This is a genomic window from Acinetobacter sp. ABJ_C1_1 (genome assembly GCF_044684115.1).
In the GTDB taxonomy this organism is placed as follows: domain Bacteria; phylum Pseudomonadota; class Gammaproteobacteria; order Pseudomonadales; family Moraxellaceae; genus Acinetobacter; species Acinetobacter nosocomialis_A.
Genome location: NZ_JBITPU010000001.1, coordinates 29,675 through 42,938 on the forward strand (window position 1 = coordinate 29,675; position 13,264 = coordinate 42,938).

Annotated in this window: 16 protein-coding genes and 1 riboswitch; of the genes, 7 read left to right on the forward strand and 9 right to left on the reverse strand. The window is 38.4% G+C overall.

Features of this window, described 5'->3' with window-relative positions:
- Positions 1–14 precede the first annotated feature (14 nt).
- Together ACG59Z_RS00170 and ACG59Z_RS00175 are read right to left on the reverse strand one after the other, a co-directional pair.
- Positions 15–1,259, reverse strand: coding sequence for a D-amino acid dehydrogenase (locus ACG59Z_RS00170; RefSeq protein ID WP_311087453.1), 1,245 nt, complete (start codon positions 1,257–1,259; stop codon positions 15–17).
- A 176-nt stretch (positions 1,260–1,435) separates the two neighbouring features.
- A riboswitch (glycine riboswitch) is annotated at positions 1,436–1,524 on the reverse strand.
- Positions 1,525–1,670: 146 nt separating this feature from the next.
- A complete protein-coding gene (locus ACG59Z_RS00175) occupies positions 1,671–2,162 on the reverse strand; it encodes a hypothetical protein (protein ID WP_240061618.1) in 492 nt (163 codons plus the stop codon).
- A 311-nt stretch (positions 2,163–2,473) separates the two neighbouring features.
- On the opposite strand from ACG59Z_RS00175, the gene ACG59Z_RS00180 reads away from it, so the two are divergent.
- Complete coding sequence (locus ACG59Z_RS00180; protein ID WP_400197296.1) at positions 2,474–2,932, forward strand: hypothetical protein; 459 nt, start codon at positions 2,474–2,476, stop codon at positions 2,930–2,932.
- A 179-nt stretch (positions 2,933–3,111) separates the two neighbouring features.
- The gene (locus tag ACG59Z_RS00185) at positions 3,112–3,408 is read left to right on the forward strand and encodes a hypothetical protein (RefSeq protein ID WP_400197298.1); all 297 of its coding nucleotides are present in this window, start codon (positions 3,112–3,114) and stop codon (positions 3,406–3,408) included.
- A gap of 127 nt (positions 3,409–3,535) precedes the next feature.
- Here ACG59Z_RS00185 and fumC read toward each other — a convergent pair whose 3' ends face one another.
- Positions 3,536–4,930, reverse strand: coding sequence for a class II fumarate hydratase (fumC, locus tag ACG59Z_RS00190; RefSeq protein ID WP_400197300.1), 1,395 nt, complete (start codon positions 4,928–4,930; stop codon positions 3,536–3,538).
- A gap of 114 nt (positions 4,931–5,044) precedes the next feature.
- Entirely contained in the window at positions 5,045–6,052 is a 1,008-nt protein-coding gene (galE, locus tag ACG59Z_RS00195; RefSeq protein WP_400197302.1) for a UDP-glucose 4-epimerase GalE, read from the reverse strand.
- 65 nt (positions 6,053–6,117) lie between these two features.
- On the opposite strand from galE, the gene tusD reads away from it, so the two are divergent.
- From tusD to ACG59Z_RS00215, 4 genes are read left to right on the forward strand one after another with little or no spacing between them, the layout of a single operon-like run.
- Positions 6,118–6,486 (forward strand): sulfurtransferase complex subunit TusD, encoded by a 369-nt coding sequence (gene tusD, locus ACG59Z_RS00200; RefSeq protein WP_031982817.1) that lies wholly within the window; start codon positions 6,118–6,120, stop codon positions 6,484–6,486.
- A gap of 44 nt (positions 6,487–6,530) precedes the next feature.
- Positions 6,531–6,881: a hypothetical protein gene (locus ACG59Z_RS00205; RefSeq protein WP_039252589.1), complete on the forward strand. Its 351-nt coding sequence runs from the start codon at positions 6,531–6,533 to the stop codon at positions 6,879–6,881.
- A 17-nt stretch (positions 6,882–6,898) separates the two neighbouring features.
- Positions 6,899–7,183 (forward strand): DsrH like protein, encoded by a 285-nt coding sequence (locus ACG59Z_RS00210; protein ID WP_174744930.1) that lies wholly within the window; start codon positions 6,899–6,901, stop codon positions 7,181–7,183.
- A gap of 19 nt (positions 7,184–7,202) precedes the next feature.
- Entirely contained in the window at positions 7,203–7,514 is a 312-nt protein-coding gene (locus tag ACG59Z_RS00215; protein WP_001047539.1) for a TusE/DsrC/DsvC family sulfur relay protein, read from the forward strand.
- Positions 7,515–7,518: 4 nt separating this feature from the next.
- Here ACG59Z_RS00215 and ACG59Z_RS00220 read toward each other — a convergent pair whose 3' ends face one another.
- Complete coding sequence (locus tag ACG59Z_RS00220; RefSeq protein ID WP_311070693.1) at positions 7,519–8,382, reverse strand: DMT family transporter; 864 nt, start codon at positions 8,380–8,382, stop codon at positions 7,519–7,521.
- A gap of 122 nt (positions 8,383–8,504) precedes the next feature.
- Here ACG59Z_RS00220 and ACG59Z_RS00225 point away from each other — a divergent pair, with 122 nt between their 5' ends.
- The gene (locus ACG59Z_RS00225; RefSeq protein WP_400197307.1) at positions 8,505–9,908 is read left to right on the forward strand and encodes a PLP-dependent aminotransferase family protein; all 1,404 of its coding nucleotides are present in this window, start codon (positions 8,505–8,507) and stop codon (positions 9,906–9,908) included.
- On the opposite strand, the gene ACG59Z_RS00230 is transcribed toward ACG59Z_RS00225, so the two are convergent.
- The 4 genes from ACG59Z_RS00230 to ACG59Z_RS00245 all read right to left on the reverse strand — a co-directional run bounded on the left by ACG59Z_RS00230 (position 9,905) and on the right by ACG59Z_RS00245 (position 13,263).
- Complete coding sequence (locus ACG59Z_RS00230; RefSeq protein WP_000870671.1) at positions 9,905–10,387, reverse strand: helix-turn-helix domain-containing protein; 483 nt, start codon at positions 10,385–10,387, stop codon at positions 9,905–9,907. The two genes, ACG59Z_RS00225 and ACG59Z_RS00230, sit on opposite strands and share 4 nt — an antisense overlap.
- Before the next feature lie 208 nt (positions 10,388–10,595).
- A complete protein-coding gene (locus tag ACG59Z_RS00235) occupies positions 10,596–11,831 on the reverse strand; it encodes a molybdopterin molybdotransferase MoeA (protein WP_400197311.1) in 1,236 nt (411 codons plus the stop codon).
- The gene (gene moaCB / locus ACG59Z_RS00240) at positions 11,831–12,754 is read right to left on the reverse strand and encodes a bifunctional molybdenum cofactor biosynthesis protein MoaC/MoaB (RefSeq protein WP_078209359.1); all 924 of its coding nucleotides are present in this window, start codon (positions 12,752–12,754) and stop codon (positions 11,831–11,833) included. Before moaCB ends, ACG59Z_RS00235 begins: the two co-directional genes overlap by 1 nt.
- Positions 12,755–12,777: 23 nt before the next feature.
- Positions 12,778–13,263, reverse strand: coding sequence for a molybdenum cofactor biosynthesis protein MoaE (locus ACG59Z_RS00245; RefSeq protein ID WP_000657200.1), 486 nt, complete (start codon positions 13,261–13,263; stop codon positions 12,778–12,780).
- Between the last annotated feature and the right edge of the window lies 1 nt (position 13,264).

Here is a 13,264-nt window from a genome sequence, read left to right on the forward strand (position 1 = left end):
CTGGCTTTTCTTTTTTAAGCTGGATATTTTTGCAGAATATCTTGACTCACCAAAACAGCTGTCGCTGCTGATAAAGTCCAGCCTAAATGGCCATGTCCAGTATTATAAAAAACTCGTGGCTGCTTAGACTGTTTTACGACTGGTAACATATTAGGCATCATTGGTCTTAAACCTGCCCAAGGCACAACATGCTCAGTTGAAATGTCAAAATTACGGTTCACCCAATTCACTAGAGGTTGAATACGGTCTGCTCGAATGTCTCGATTATAGCCGTTAAACTCAGCTGTACCTGCGATGCGTAAACGATCTTGGCCCAAACGAGACGTTACAATTTTGGCGCTTTCATCAAGTAAACTCACCCATGGTGCATTTTTAATACTTTTCTCGTCTTTCAATTGGACAGTAATTGAATAGCCTTTAACTGGATAAACATTTACACGTTCACCGACCATATCAGCCAACTGATAACTTCCGACACCACCACAAACAACCAGAACATCACCTTCTAATTGAAAACTATCCGATTGAGAAAGATGAGGATGTTCAGCACTTGGCTGACAATTCAGCACTACTTTATCTGTATGACACTTAATATCAGTAACTTCTAAACCAAACTTATACTGAACCCCATATTGTTTAGTCTTCTCAGCTAAAGAAGTCGAATACTTATGAATGTCTCCAGTTGCATCACTTGGGGTGTAATAACCACCAAAGTAATCACCAGTTAAAGATGGCTCGATTGACTTCATTTCTTCAGGTGAAACTGAATAACGCTCCAAAGTACCTTTATTTAAGACGTCATTCACTCGTTTAGCAATGTCATAATCAGCCTTGCTGTGGTACATATGAAGAATACCGCGTTTCTCCAAATCAAATTGAAGCTGCTCTTTTTCAGCGACATCAAACAAGCGCTTACGCGCGAGCAATGCTAAGCGAACAGTTTCTATAGTATTGGCCTCATAGTTTTTAATATGAGATAGAAACTCAACTAACCAGCTATATTTGTGCAAACTAAAAGAAGGGTTAAGTAATAGAGGAGCATCTTTTTGCCTCATCCATTTAAAACCTTTTATAACGGTCGCTTTCTGGTTCCAGACTTCTGCATTACAAGCAGATAATTGCCCTCCATTTGCAAATGATGTTTCCATAGCTGGATAAAGATGGCGATCAATCACTGTGACTTGGTAACCTAATTGAGATAATTCATAGGCTGAAGTAACCCCAGTGATTCCTGCACCAATCACAATAACATGTGGCATAACAGACTCCTCTGAAATGCAAAAACATTTCATCAGTACAGCCCATCTGTCATTTGTACCTGAGAGTTTCGACCTAAATACTACCTTTTAGTATTTCGATCTTCCCCTTCGGTGAGTTTATGACTTATAAGTTTTTATTCTTCATCTTATAAATCTTAAGCTTCTCTCCAGATTTTTTAATTATTACAGTCCCTTTTGCCTGAGAGTTTCCGGGCTTGTTGCTCCTTCGGCGGGTTCCTAAGAACCTCTCTCCCGCAATAATTTTGTATTTATATAAGCAATGTATCTGCCACTTTTAAAAAAACGCATTCTTTTCTTGTAAACTTTTGTACAACAATCTAATTAAATAGAAAAGTATTTGATTTAATTATAAAAAAAGGTGAATTATTTAAATTCACCTTTTGCAATTTATTAAAGTTTTCCTTCAAGCACTTGGTCAGAAACTAGACCTTTCCATTGCTCTCGCAAGGTTGGTAAATAAAACTTCTCACCAATTGTGACCAACTCAGCATCAATCAATGCATGAATTTCGTGCATAAAAATATAATCCAACGCAACTAAAGAGAGTTGATGATTTTTTTGTGCTACTTTTTTACGTTTCACTTGAGCTTGTTTAATGAGCTCATTTGCAAAATTTTTATCTTTATATGTAGTGATTGCATTTAAACGAAGCTCAATAACACCCCAACCCGCCAACAATTTTTTGAAAATTTCAAAGTCTTTTGTTGTTGATTCCCAAGTTACGTTTTCCAGATTATTATCTTCGGGTAAAACAGGTAACAGTAAATCACCAGTACTTGGAAAAATCTTTTTAAGATTTAACAGAAATTTAACAGGCTGATCACTTGGGTAATCATTAAACTGCACATGTTGTTCGGTATCTGTTAAATAAATCGAGAGCATTCAAAAATCCTTAGCTAAGCAACTGTTTATTATGTGTTTAATTTCTATATCGCAAAATAAATGCAAATTAAAAACAATACAAAAACAGGATAAGGTGGGCATTTTAACAATTATGACAGCTTATTCAACTCTAAGTTAGTTTGATTAAGCTATATAAGAACAATTAAATTCAATTAACTTTGTAAAGAGCGCAGATATGAATTAATAGCTCAAAAAGTGAGTGAGTATTAAATATACTGGAACTCATCCTCTTATTAAGATTTAATGTTACAATACAGTGATTTACTCAATTTCATCTGGCTCCCAAAGAAATGAATAGATCACAGTTAATTTTATTATTTTTAAGTATTGCTACTTTTTCTTCTTCTGTATTTTCTGAAACGATTACCTTCCCAACTGAACAAGAGTTTTATGACCAAAAATCGAATCGCCATAGAAGTATGCTTGAGATAAACAATTCAAATCATAAGTTTAACGAATCACAACACAATCCTTTTCGTTCCGATTCGAACAAGAAAGCAGTAGATTTTTTTGAAATTGCCAAACAATACCAAGATGAGAAACCACAAAATACATACTCTCACTCTCCAGATCCAACTGTGAATATGAGTGATCATGACCGAAGTCTCTACTATATTAGAAATCATGATGATATAGGTCTCAAAAGAGATATTCGTATTCAACAATATAGATCATTAAAACAGCAATACGATAAAGGAGTCATTTCCAATAATGAATACAAAGAGAAAGTTTACAAAATTTTAAAATAAGCTTTTATATATTCTGAAGCCTTCTTTTAATGGAAGGCTTCTATAAGAAATTTTGAGATAGAAGGTTAAAAATTATAAAAAACAAAGATTCATAGTAAATAAACAATAAAAATTAAACTGTTTTAACTGTTAAAAGACACCAAACTATTGATGTCTTCCTACAAATAAAGGAGAGATCAATGAAGATCCGCGCTTCACGTACCTATTCAACTTATTCAAATCATTACTTTATTTCGAAAGAATATGAATGCAGCATTATTCCACTAAAAGGAATGTGCTTTACCGATCTTGGTTTGACCGAAAATGGTGTAATCGCACCTATAGAAATTACAGAGGTCACTATAGATCCAGCCTCTAATTCATATCATGTTCTTTTAGCAAAAGACGCTCATGAATACACAAAAGAAGAACTAAAAAGAAAATTTGAAGAAATGAAAGCAAATGGTTGGGAATATATAGAAGATCTACTAGTGTAGTTTTTATTTTCAACCTATACGTTAGAGCACATATGAAAAGCTCTAGATTTAATGTGTAAACATAATAGCCATCAGTAGTACTGTACATTCAGTACAAAATGATACTGCTGATGGCTATATAGACCGCTTATTTACTATTTGGCGAAACCATTTTTTCAGGTTTAACGACTTCATCAAATTGTTCTGCTGTTACTAAACCAAGCTCAACAGCCACTTGTTTTAAAGTCTTATTCTCTTTATAAGCAGTTTTCGCTACTTTTGCAGAGTTTTCATAACCAATAACTGGATTTAATGCAGTAACTAACATGAGAGAGTTATGCAGGAAGTGATCAATTTTATCGCGATTAGGTTCAATTCCAACCGCACAGTGATCATTAAAACTATTACATGCATCGCCAAGAAGCTGAATTGATTGCAATAAATTATAAGCAATCACTGGCATAAATACGTTTAACTCGAAGTTACCAGAAGCACCAGCGACATTAATAGTGGTATCGTTGCCAAGCACTTGTGCAACCACCATGGTCATTGCTTCACTTTGAGTTGGGTTCACTTTACCCGGCATAATGCTTGAGCCTGGTTCATTTTCAGGAATGCGAATTTCACCAAAACCACAGCGTGGGCCACTTGCCAACCAACGAATATCATTGGCAATCTTATTTAAGCTTACTGCTAAAGTTTTTAATGCGCCTGATGCAAAAACAGCGGCATCACGCCCTGCAAGTGCTTCAAATTTATTAGGAGCGGTAACAAATGGCAGACCCGTTAAAGCTGCAAGCTGAGCTGCGGCCTTAACAGCATAGTCAGGATGAGCATTTAACCCAGTTCCTACTGCTGTACCACCCAATGGCAACTCATACAAACCAGTTAAGGCTTGTTGTAAGCGTACTAAACCATGCTCAAGCTGAGAAACATAACCGCTAAATTCTTGGCCTAAGGTTAATGGCGTGGCATCCTGCAAATGAGTACGGCCAATTTTAACAATATCTTGAAATTCATCGGACTTCTTCTGCAAAGTCGCTTTAAGCTGTTCTACAGCTGGAATCAGTAATTCATTGATTTGCAAACTTGCCGCAACGTGAATAGCCGTTGGAAATGAGTCATTGGTAGACTGTGCACGATTGACATGATCATTTGGATGTACTGGTTTTTGTGCACCCAGTGCTTCGCCTAATTTTTGGTTGGCAATATTGGCAATCACTTCATTACAGTTCATGTTGCTTTGCGTACCAGAACCTGTTTGCCAAACTACGAGTGGGAACTGTGAATCCCATTTTCCTGCAATCACTTCTTCGGCAGCTCCCACAATGTATTGACTTAAATCTTGTGGTAACTGTCCTAACTCGGCATTGGTCATTGCTGCTGCTTTTTTTACCAATCCCATCGCTCGAATCATGGCACGGGGTAAACGCTCCTGCCCGATTTTGAAGTTCTGTAAGCTACGTTGGGTTTGTGCTCCCCACAGTGCTTCATTTGGAACTTCAATTTCACCCATAGTGTCATGTTCAATTCGTGTTTGCATAGAAACCTCGGTTATCTGGTTAAAGAACTCACGGGCTGAAGCAATTTTTGCTTTGGCTAGTTAATTTTAGTATCGTACTCAAGCATTCCATTATTGTAAATAAGAATCATTATCTTATCTTCCATTTAATGTATTTTGATAGAATCTCCACTCATCTTCAATCATTTGCTTTAAAGTTCGTTTTGGATCCCACTGTAATAAAGTTTTTGCTTTTCCTATATTTGCACCAAGTTGAGCCAACTCTTCATGCTTATAAATTGCCGATTGTGTCGGAATTTCAGCTTGGGTCACTTGTGAAATTTCATCCAATAACTGATGAATTGAATGTACTTGGTCATGTGCAATATTAAATGCTTCACAGCAATGGGTTTGATCACGTAACCAATGTAGAGTTGCACTTACCGCGTCACATACATCTAACACATGTAGAAAGCTACGTTCTACGGTATGGTCTTCGGTAGAAGACTGATCCTGTAACTCAATTAAATCACGTTGCATCGCTGCCACTTGCAGTGCAAGCGGTACAATATTTTTAGGGAGCTGCGCAACATACTCACCTAATACACCATGCTCAAAAGCACCTACAATATTTGATAGGCGTAAGATCGCAATTTTCCATTCATGATCAATTTTATGAGTATCTCTAATGATTTCTTCAATCATCTGTTGAGATTTGATATATGGATTAGGATAACCGTAGTTGAAATCTTCTGTTTCGCTTAACTGCAAACCAGATTTTCCATAGACGGCCAAGCTAGATAAATGAATGAAATGACGAACACCTGTACGTTGCATCGCACGCAATAGGCTCATAATGCAACTGACATTATCGTTGTAATATTCGAGCGGTTTTAAATTAGACTCTTCAATAGATTTAAAACCAGCTGTGTGAATGACTGCATCGATTGAGTACTGTTCAAATACTTTGTTCAATGCAGGTGTATTACGTACATCAAGTTTAACAAACGGAACGTACATACCAGAGATGTATTCTAACCGCTCAAGCGTTTGCAAGGTCGAGTTAGCCAAATTATCGACAATAACCACTTCTTGGCCTTGAGCCAACAGACTCAATGCAATGTGTGAACCGATAAAGCCTAAACCACCTGTCACTAAAATCATTGTATACTTACCTTTCTCTTAATGTATCTACGCCCATTTAGACGTATGACCATAGTGAATTCTCAATGAGTACATTACTACTAATAACCTCTGCTCCTACTTCAATCCATGCTTGGCATGCACTGGGCCTTGCCCAGGCACTCAAAAGTAAAAATGAAGACTTTCGTGTATTCTTTTACCAAGATGGCGTTCAAGTTGCGAATGACTTTCAGTGGGTTCCTGACGACCAGCGTAATTTAACGCATGAATGGCAAAAGCTCGCGATCCGACTTCCTGTCTGTGTCAGCGCTGCTCTTGCACGCGGGATTACCGATGCAGAAAATGCGAGTCGCCATCAACTTAGTCATCACAACCTAGCGAGCAACTTTGAGTTGGTTGGACTAGGTGAACTTGCTGATGCAGTACAGTCAGCCTCTCGTCTTCTTCAATTCTAAGTTACTTTGTTAACTTAGATTGTTGCTTTTAAAAGGTATATTGTGTGAAAACTGTACTCGTTATTTTGACCCAAGCCAATCTAACCAGCCTACAAGTCAATGAAAGCCTCGCCGCTACTATGGTTTTAGCAACCTTTGGCTCACCAGTCAAAGTATTATTGAAAGATGCAGCTCTTAGCCTCTTACAAAATGAACATAACTTTGACCAGTTGCAGCATGCTTTTAAAATTGCTTCAAACATGGTGGATAGCTTTGAGTTTTATGACTTAAGTCCAATTCTTGTTGAGACCAAAAATAAACAGCATCCTTTTGTTCAAAACAGTGAGCAGGAGCTAGAGTTTGTTCAGTTAGATACTGGACTCATCCAATCTTTCGATCATGTCTTATATTGGTAGATAAAGGTGTAAATTTAATGACGCAATCAACACTTTATCTGGTGCAAGCTTCTTATCACCATACCCCTCGTATTATTGAAGAACTTGAAAAGCTTTTTCATCAAGACGATCAGATTGTTTTTATGGGCGATTCAACCGCACAGCTTTCCGTAGACATTTGTCAGCAGTTTGGCTCAGTTTCTTGTTTAGCTCATGAAAAAGATTTAATTGATGCAGAAACCTTGGCTCACGTTAAGGTATTAAACTATGACCAGTTTGCAGATCTGGTTTTACAATTTAATCGATGCATTTCTTTGAAGTAATATTGTTAGGCTCATTTTTATGAATTTAGAATTAGATCAAGATGGTCATTTAGTCGACTATACGATTTGGAATCCCGAAGTCGCACAGGAACTCGCCAAATCTCTCGATCTTGAATTAACAGATTGGCATTTTGAAGTTTTAGCTGCGGTTCGCCAATTTTATCAACAATTTGGGCACTCTCCTGCAACACGCCCTCTGATTAAGTTTTTAATGAAAACCGTCAGTCCTGATATTAATAATGCTGTTTTACAGCAAAAATTTAATACTGGTTTAGTTGCGCGCCATCTCAGTCGTTTGGCAGGCATTCCTAAACCAGCAAATTGTTTATAAATTTTTATGCAAACTTTTTAGCGGCAGCGACACACAAAATTGTTACTGCCGTTACCATTAACATCGACCAACTTACATGTTCATGTAATAACAGTGCGGCAATCGCGAGTCCCATCAAAGGTTGTAAAAGTTGTAGCTGGCTAATTGCAGCAATACCGCCTTGAGCAAGACCTTTGTACCAGAAAAAGAACCCGATAAGCATACTAAATAAAGATACATAAACCAGCCCTGCTATCGCTGATGTAGATACATCTTGGAAAGAAACAGGCATATAAAAAACGGTAGCAAACAGCATAATCGGTAAAGCTAAAATAAGCGCCCAACAAATCACCTGCCAACCACCTATTTTTTTCGAAAGTACTCCGCCTTCTGCATAGCCAAACCCACATAGAATAATTGCAATAAGCATGTATAAATCGCCGATGCCAAAAGATGCTTCACCCGACAAAAAGAACATGTAGGTAAAGACAACCAAACTGCCTAAAATTGCAAATATCCAAAAAAATAGATTTGGCTTTTCTCCACCTCTTACAACAGCGAATATAGCAGTAGCGAGCGGCAAAAGACTCACAAAGACAATTGAATGTGCTGCATTCATATATTGCAAAGCAAGCGCCGTAAATAATGGAAAACCCACCACAACACCTAAAGCAACTATTGCGAGTGGCCACCAATCTTGCTTAGCTGGTCTTTTTTCTTTAAGCAAAAAGATAAGAGTTAAACCTAAAACGCCCGCAATAACTGCTCTTGCCGCCGTCAGAAAACCAGGATCAAAACCGGTGACCGCAACACGGGTAGCAGGCAGTGAACCTGCAAAAATTGCAACCCCTATAAAACCGTTCACCCAACCATTCATAAACTTTTGCATATTATTCTCCGCAACTATACGAAGAATTTAAGCTGTGATATGGTGTTGATACCAGATACAAAGCAGTACAATTTTAAAAAACTGTTATGTATAAATAAGCAGTACAATTAGAGATAATTAACGTGAACCAGTCAAAAACAAAAATCGAGTTTGTTATTTCACAGATTGAACAACAAATTAAAAATCGTTCTTTAACACCAGGCTCCCGTTTACCTTCTGTACGCAAGCTAGCAAAAGATTTAGGTTTTTCAGTTTCTACTATTGTCGAAGCTTATGAGCGATTAATTGCCGTAGGTAAACTTGAATCTCGTAGTGGCTCCGGTTTTTATGTTGTGGGACCGCTTGCCCCTTTAGCTTTGAGTGAATTAGGCCCTAAATTAGATCGCTCTATCGATCCATTATGGATTTCACGTCAGTCCTTAGAAGCAAAACCTGATGCGTTTAAACCCGGTTGTGGCTGGTTACCAAATGACTGGATGCCACTTGAGAGTATTCGCAAAGCTTTAAGATCTGCTACACGTAACGAAGATGATAACTTAATGGGCTATTCGTCACCTTTAGGACTGCCAGCATTAAGAGATTTACTCGCTAGACGAGCACAAAGTAAAGGTATAGAAGCAAACTTGAACCAAGTTCTTTTAACCGATTCTGGTACTCAAGCAATTGATCTGGTTTGTCGTTTCTTACTTAAGCCAGATGATGTAGTTCTGATTGATGACCCCTGCTACTTTAATTTTCATGCTCTACTTAAAGTCCATCAAGTTAAAGTCATTGGCATTCCCTATACACCAAACGGACCAGACCTAGAGGCATTTAAAGAAGCAATTGAGACCTATAATCCGCGGCTTTATATTACAAACTCTGGAATACACAACCCAACTGGTGCAACACTCTCACTTTCGATCGCTCATCAATTATTAAAACTCATTGAGCAGTCTAATTTGATTGTGATTGAAGACGATATCTTCTCAGATTTTGAATATACTCCCGCTCCACGACTTGCAGCCCTAGACAACCTTTCACGCGTGATTTTTATTGGAAGTTTCTCTAAAACGCTCTCTGCTTCTATTCGCTGCGGCTATATTATTGCGAAACCAGAATGGATTGATCAAATTACCGATTTAAAAATAGCCACCAGTTTTTCTCACAATGGACTCTCAGCCAAGATTTTACACACAGCTTTAACCGATGGTTCATATCGTAAGCATCTAGATTTATTAAAAGTTCGTTTAGCTCAAGCCATGCAAGAAACAATCGCGAAGCTTAAATCGATTGGGATAGAACCGTGGATTGAGCCCAAGGCTGGAATTTTTGTGTGGTGTCGTCTACCGGAAGGTGTAGATGCAGCGAAGATTGCTCAGTTTTGCCTGAATCGGCAAGTGATTCTCGCCCCGGGTAATGCCTTTAGCCAAGCACAATCGGCAGGTCAATTTATCCGTTTTAATATTACACAATCAAATCATGATTATATTTATAAGACTCTTGCAGAAGCGCTTCTACAAGAGTCATTAGAGAAACAAGTTTAAGCCTGTTTTTGCTTTTGTTCCATATAAGCAAAATAGCCCGGCCCAGCAGAAACCTGAACTTGTTTTGCATGTAATGGTTCACGACATACTGAACACACCATAACAGGTTCAAATTTATGTCCACATGCTTTGTGACGATATTCCAAAGGTTTACCTAAACCTTGGTCCATCCATTTATCTGCCCAGTTCGCCATAGATAAAATAATTGGATAAAGCTCAAAGCCTTTATCCGTGAGACGATATTCAAAGCGTTCCTGACGGTCAAAATAAGGCGCTTTCACTAAAATTTCGTATTCAACCAACCGTTTTAAGCGATCAGAAAGGACATGACGAGTGACACCTAATGATTTTTGAAAGTCATCAAAACGACGAATTCCCATAAAAGCATTACGTAATATTAGCATCGTCCATCGATCACCAATCACTGATAGCATACGGGCAACAGAACAAGGCTGATCACCGATGTCATCCCATTTCATCTTTATGCTTTCCTCAATATAAAACTGGCCTACTTGCCTTATTATTTATACCCTAAACCACTTAATATGTTATATGCAATATTCAGCTTAGAAATAAGTTTTTAGTATATTTATAAAGCTTATTTTTTAAAATAACAGTCACTAAAAATAGTTATAAAATATAATTAATCCATCAGTATGGATTAATTATATACAGCTTATTTATAAGTTAATTTGAAATAAAGATCCCCTTTAGCACAGTTCCTGATGCTAGTTTTGTATTCGCAGGAATACGGACTAGACTATTGGCTTGCATAAGATTACTCAGCATATGAGACTGCTGCTTGGCCAAACTTTTCACCCTAAGTTGTCCTGCATCAAAATAAGCATACATTCGTAAAAAACGCTCACGTGCATCTTCTTTTAAATCATGCTCTAAAATTGCAGTAAACCATTCTGGTCCATGTCTATTGCCCTGCAATGCATCAAGCAAAGATTTACCGTAAACTTGCATTGCGACATATACCGCAGCCGGATTGCCCGGCAAACCTAGCAAATAGCAAGAATGGATAGCTTGTGAATTATAGTATTCGGCAAAGAATAAAGGTTTACCCGGTTTTTGTTTAACTTTCCAAAAGATTTGTTCAAATCCAACTTCGAAAGCACAGGGCCGAACAAAGTCGTAGTCTCCTACCGAAACTCCGCCAGTCGTTATAACAACATCATAGCTGTCTTTTAGTTGGTTAAAGTAATGGGTGACCTGATCTGCTTCATCTGCCACATGAATGAGTTCAACATCTAAACCATAATCTTCAAACCAAGCTTTTAGTAATGGACCATTTGCATCAAAGACTTTTCCATCGATTAAATCTTCTGCCGTTTGAGCAACTTCATCACCTGTGACTAAAACTGCAACTTTTGGTCTACGACAAACAGTAAGTTCTTGTACACCCGCCATACTTAAAGCAGCCAAGCTTCCAATATTTAGAAACTGTCCTACTTGAGCAAGCAACTGCCCCTGCTGGATTTCTTCACCAGTAAAACGGATATCGGCTTGAGGGCGTATATGTTCCGTTAAACAAATTTCTTGGGCCGAAATAACCGATACGATTTCTTGCCGTGCTACATGCGTTGTCCCTTCAGGAATTTTACCGCCCGTAAATATACGAATCGCCTGACCTTCACCGAGTATGTCATGACTCTCGCTTCCAGCACGAATTTCACCTGTGACTTGGAACTTTTGATTATTTAAATCTTCTGTATGGCTACAAAGTGCATAACCGTCTACCGCACTTTGAGAGAAACTTGGTAAATTAATTTCAGAGTAAATATCTTTGGCAAGATAACTACTTAGGCTATTTGTTAGAGTCTTTTGAATAGAGCTTAAGTTTTTAGGCTTATTAATAACTAAATCTAGCGCTTCATCTATACCGATTAATCCACGCTCAGCACCACAACCTGACATTATTCATAGCCTCCTGGATGCGGTAAATCACGGCAAACATCAAAAATATGGACTAATGCAGGTAAAATAGCGGCCATTGATTCGCTTGCTCCACCACGGCTTCCCGGTAACGTCACAACTAAAGAACGGTCAATAAACCCTGCTACTCCGCGTGACATAGCCGCGTATGGCGTGCGTTTTTGTCCAAATGAGCGAGCTGCTTCCATTAAGCCATCTAATTTACGTTCTAAAAGAGGCTCTAGCGTATCAACTGTAATGTCACGCTTACCAATTCCTGTTCCACCCACCGTCATAATACAAGCATACGATTTGGTGAGTTCTAGGACCAATTCTTTGAGATCATCTGTTTCATCAGGCAAAATTTGGTAATGGATCGGATCAAATCCAGCTTCAGTTAAAGTTTCAACTACAGATTTTCCGGCCGTATCTGGCTTTCTACCCGATGCTACAGTATCTGACAATACAATAACCGCAGCCGAAACAGGCTGACGCAATACCCGTTTAAAATGGGATTTTCCGCCTTTTTTCTTAAGTAGTTTACATTGATCCATCCAGAGTTCTTCTGGTTCACAATGAGGCTTTAACATATCGTAAATAGTTAAACCTGCAAGGCTTGCCGCCGTCAAAGCTTCCATTTCTACACCAGTTGGTCCAATGGTCTCAACGACAGCAATAATTTTTACAAAGTCATGTTCCAATTCATATTCTACATCTGCCCGATAAATCGGTAGCGGATGACATAGTGGAATCAGCTCATCAGTTCGTTTTGCTGCCAAAATTCCTGCAACACGTGCTGTTTTTAATGCATCACCTTTTTCCGTGTTTCCTTGTCTTAATAATTCAATACAGTGCGGTGGTGCATATAAAATCGCTTGTGCTTCGGCAACACGATAACTTTCCGGCTTCATTCCTACGTTTTTCATTATTTATCCTAGTATTACATATTTCAGTGTGAGTGCTCATGGCCGGCATGATGATGGTGTTTGTGGTCGTGCGGTGCATCCTTACGAATACAACAGCCCTCTACATAATGACTTGTGCCATCTGTAAAAAACTCTTCTTTAAAGACAGGTACTTCATGCTTTACCCGTTCGACCGCTTCCTCACATGCCTGAAAAGCTTCACGGCGATGGGCTGCATACGCAATCGCAATAATGGCTGTTTCACCGACATCCAGATATCCAATTCGATGAACCACTCGCACATAAGATACCTGATACTTTTTCTCAATTTCTAGTTCAATTTCACGTATCATTTTTTCTGCAAGCGGTTTATACGATGTATATTTCAGCGCCTTTACCGCTTTACCTTCGTGATGATTACGAACCGTACCCATAAAAATATCGATACCGCCACATTCAGGAAAAGACTGAATCGGATCAAAAGTATCCAAGCTTAAAGCCTGCTCTTGTATTCTTGCGAACTCTTTCATG

Bases quoted from the DNA above. Each gene is read 5' to 3' on its own strand.
- ACG59Z_RS00170 (WP_311087453.1), bottom strand. From the start codon at position 1,259: ATGCCACATGTTATTGTGATTGGTGCAGGAATCACTGGGGTTACTTCA.
- ACG59Z_RS00175 (WP_240061618.1), bottom strand. From the start codon at position 2,162: ATGCTCTCGATTTATTTAACAGATACCGAACAACATGTGCAGTTTAAT.
- ACG59Z_RS00180 (WP_400197296.1), top strand. From the start codon at position 2,474: ATGAATAGATCACAGTTAATTTTATTATTTTTAAGTATTGCTACTTTT.
- ACG59Z_RS00185 (WP_400197298.1), top strand. From the start codon at position 3,112: ATGAAGATCCGCGCTTCACGTACCTATTCAACTTATTCAAATCATTAC.
- fumC (WP_400197300.1), bottom strand. From the start codon at position 4,930: ATGCAAACACGAATTGAACATGACACTATGGGTGAAATTGAAGTTCCA.
- galE (WP_400197302.1), bottom strand. From the start codon at position 6,052: ATGATTTTAGTGACAGGTGGTTTAGGCTTTATCGGTTCACACATTGCA.
- tusD (WP_031982817.1), top strand. From the start codon at position 6,118: ATGAGTACATTACTACTAATAACCTCTGCTCCTACTTCAATCCATGCT.
- ACG59Z_RS00210 (WP_174744930.1), top strand. From the start codon at position 6,899: ATGACGCAATCAACACTTTATCTGGTGCAAGCTTCTTATCACCATACC.
- ACG59Z_RS00215 (WP_001047539.1), top strand. From the start codon at position 7,203: ATGAATTTAGAATTAGATCAAGATGGTCATTTAGTCGACTATACGATT.
- ACG59Z_RS00220 (WP_311070693.1), bottom strand. From the start codon at position 8,382: ATGCAAAAGTTTATGAATGGTTGGGTGAACGGTTTTATAGGGGTTGCA.
- ACG59Z_RS00230 (WP_000870671.1), bottom strand. From the start codon at position 10,387: ATGAAATGGGATGACATCGGTGATCAGCCTTGTTCTGTTGCCCGTATG.
- ACG59Z_RS00235 (WP_400197311.1), bottom strand. From the start codon at position 11,831: ATGTCAGGTTGTGGTGCTGAGCGTGGATTAATCGGTATAGATGAAGCG.
- moaCB (WP_078209359.1), bottom strand. From the start codon at position 12,754: ATGAAAAACGTAGGAATGAAGCCGGAAAGTTATCGTGTTGCCGAAGCA.
- ACG59Z_RS00245 (WP_000657200.1), bottom strand. From the start codon at position 13,263: ATGAAAGAGTTCGCAAGAATACAAGAGCAGGCTTTAAGCTTGGATACT.